Raw genomic sequence first — 1,972 nt, forward strand, 5'->3', positions numbered from 1 at the left:
CGGGGGCCAGGAAGCGGTGGCCGCGCGTGAGCCTGCCGGCCGTGAGGCCCGCGAACTCCACGGGCACCACGCGCTCGTCGAGCAGGGCCACGAGCCAGCGCACCGGGCGCGAAAAGTACTCGCCGCGGGTGCCCCAACGGCACGATTTCGGCCAGGAGATGCCGGTGATCACGCCCTCCAGCACGCCGGGCAGGAGCTCCGCCACGTCGCGGGCGGGCACGCTGCGCTCGGCGAACACGTACTCGACGCCGTTCTCCTCGCGGCGCTCGAGCGCGTCCACGTCCAGGCCCTTGCCGCGCGCGAAGCCGATGGCGGCCTTCGTCGGCTTGCCCTCGGCGTCGAACGCGATCTTGGCGGACGGGCCGCGGAACACCTCCTGGAGCGCCTCGGTCTCGTCGGCCACGTCCTCCGCCAGCACGATGAGGCGGCGGGGCGTGGTGTGCACGGACACGGCCCCGTGCGGGATGCGCACGGCGTCGAGCGCCTCGGGCACGAGCTTCTCCAGCTGTGCCGTGGCCTTGTGCAGGTCGAACGCGGGAATCTCCTCGGTGCCTATCTCGAAGGCGAGCGTATGCAGGCTAGCCACGGTTTGCCTCCTCCCCTTCCTCAGCGGGCTTCATGCCCACCACGTGCTCCATGTAGCTCGCGCACACGGCCTTCGCCAGCGTGCGCACGCGCAGGATGTAGGCCATGCGCTCCGTGGCCGATATGACGCCGCGGGCGTCCAGCAGGTTGAACGTGTGGCAGCACTTGAGCACGCTGTCGTAGGCCGGCAGCGGCAGGTTCGCCGCGAGCGTGCGCTTGCACTCCTCCTCGCGGTCGTTGAACTCCTGGAACAGGAAGTCGGTGTCGGCCACCTCGAAGTTGAACGTGGAGTACTGGCGCTCGTTCTCCAGGTACACGTCGCCGTAGGTGAACGTGACGCCGTCGGCGCCGCGGCTCCACACGATGTCGAACATGGAGTCCACGCCCTGCACGAACATGGTCAGGCGCTCCAGGCCGTAGGCGATCTCCACGGGCACGGGGTTGCACTCGAAGCCGCCCACCTGCTGGAAGTAGGTGAACTGCGTCACCTCCATGCCGTCGATCCACACTTCCCAGCCCAGCCCCCACGCGCCGAGCGTCGGGCTCTCCCAGTCGTCCTCCACGAAGCGCACGTCGTGCGCGTCCACGTCGATGCCGATGGCGCGCAGCGACCCCAGGTACAGCTCCTGGATGTCGTCGGGCGAGGGCTTCATGAGCACCTGGAACTGGAAGTAGTGCTGCGTGCGGTTCGGGTTCTCGCCGTAGCGGCCGTCCGTGGGGCGGCGGCAGCCCTGCACGTAGGCGGTGCGCCACGTGTCGGGGCCCAGCGAGCGCAGCGTGGTGGCCGGGGCGTTCGTGCCGGCGCCCACCTCGTTGTCGTAGGGCTGCAGGATGACGCAGCCCGCGCCCGCCCAGTAGCGCTGCAGGCTCATGATGACGTCTTGGAACGTGGGCGGCAGCGCCTCGGCGGCCGCCTGCCCCGCCGCGCGGGCGGCAGGCTCGGTTTCGGTTGGCATGGCTCTCCTTGTCTTCCCTATCCTATGCAGTCGCGCGAGGCGGCTTCGATCCCTGGTGCGGGCCTGCTAGTCCAGCAGGCCGAAGTTGCTGAACGGCCAGTACACGAGCGCGGCGCGTCCGGTGAGCGTGTCCTCGTCGATAGCGCCGAAGTAGCGCGAGTCGTCGGAGTTCGTGCGGTTGTCCCCCATGACCCACAGGTGCCCCGCGGGCACGGTGTAGGGGTAGGACACCTCCACGCCGAGCGCCGTCTTGAGCGGCTCGGAGGGGAGGCCCCGGGTGTAGGGCTCGTCGAGCGCCACGCCGTCCACCACCACGCGCCCGTCCACGAGGTCGACCGTCTGGCCGCCCACCGCGATGCAGCGCTTGATGAGCACGCGGCCGGGGATCTCCGGGTCCTGGAACGTCACGATGTCGCCGGGCTCGGGGTCGC

The 1,972-nt window shown here is 70.0% G+C and carries 3 protein-coding genes; all 3 read right to left on the reverse strand.

The window, feature by feature from the left end:
* On the reverse strand, nt 1-586 hold a 586-nt coding region (locus tag GPA_RS02710; protein WP_041238867.1), incomplete at its 3' end, for a glycine--tRNA ligase subunit beta.
* Complete coding sequence (locus tag GPA_RS02715) at nt 579-1,541, reverse strand: glycine--tRNA ligase subunit alpha (protein ID WP_015538864.1); 963 nt, start codon at nt 1,539-1,541, stop codon at nt 579-581. The genes GPA_RS02710 and GPA_RS02715, both read right to left, overlap by 8 nt.
* Before the next feature lie 66 nt (nt 1,542-1,607).
* A partial coding sequence (gene lepB / locus GPA_RS02720) for a signal peptidase I (protein ID WP_041238868.1) occupies nt 1,608-1,972 on the reverse strand: 365 nt, incomplete at its 5' end.

Source organism: Gordonibacter pamelaeae 7-10-1-b, assembly GCF_000210055.1.
Classification (GTDB): domain Bacteria; phylum Actinomycetota; class Coriobacteriia; order Coriobacteriales; family Eggerthellaceae; genus Gordonibacter; species Gordonibacter pamelaeae.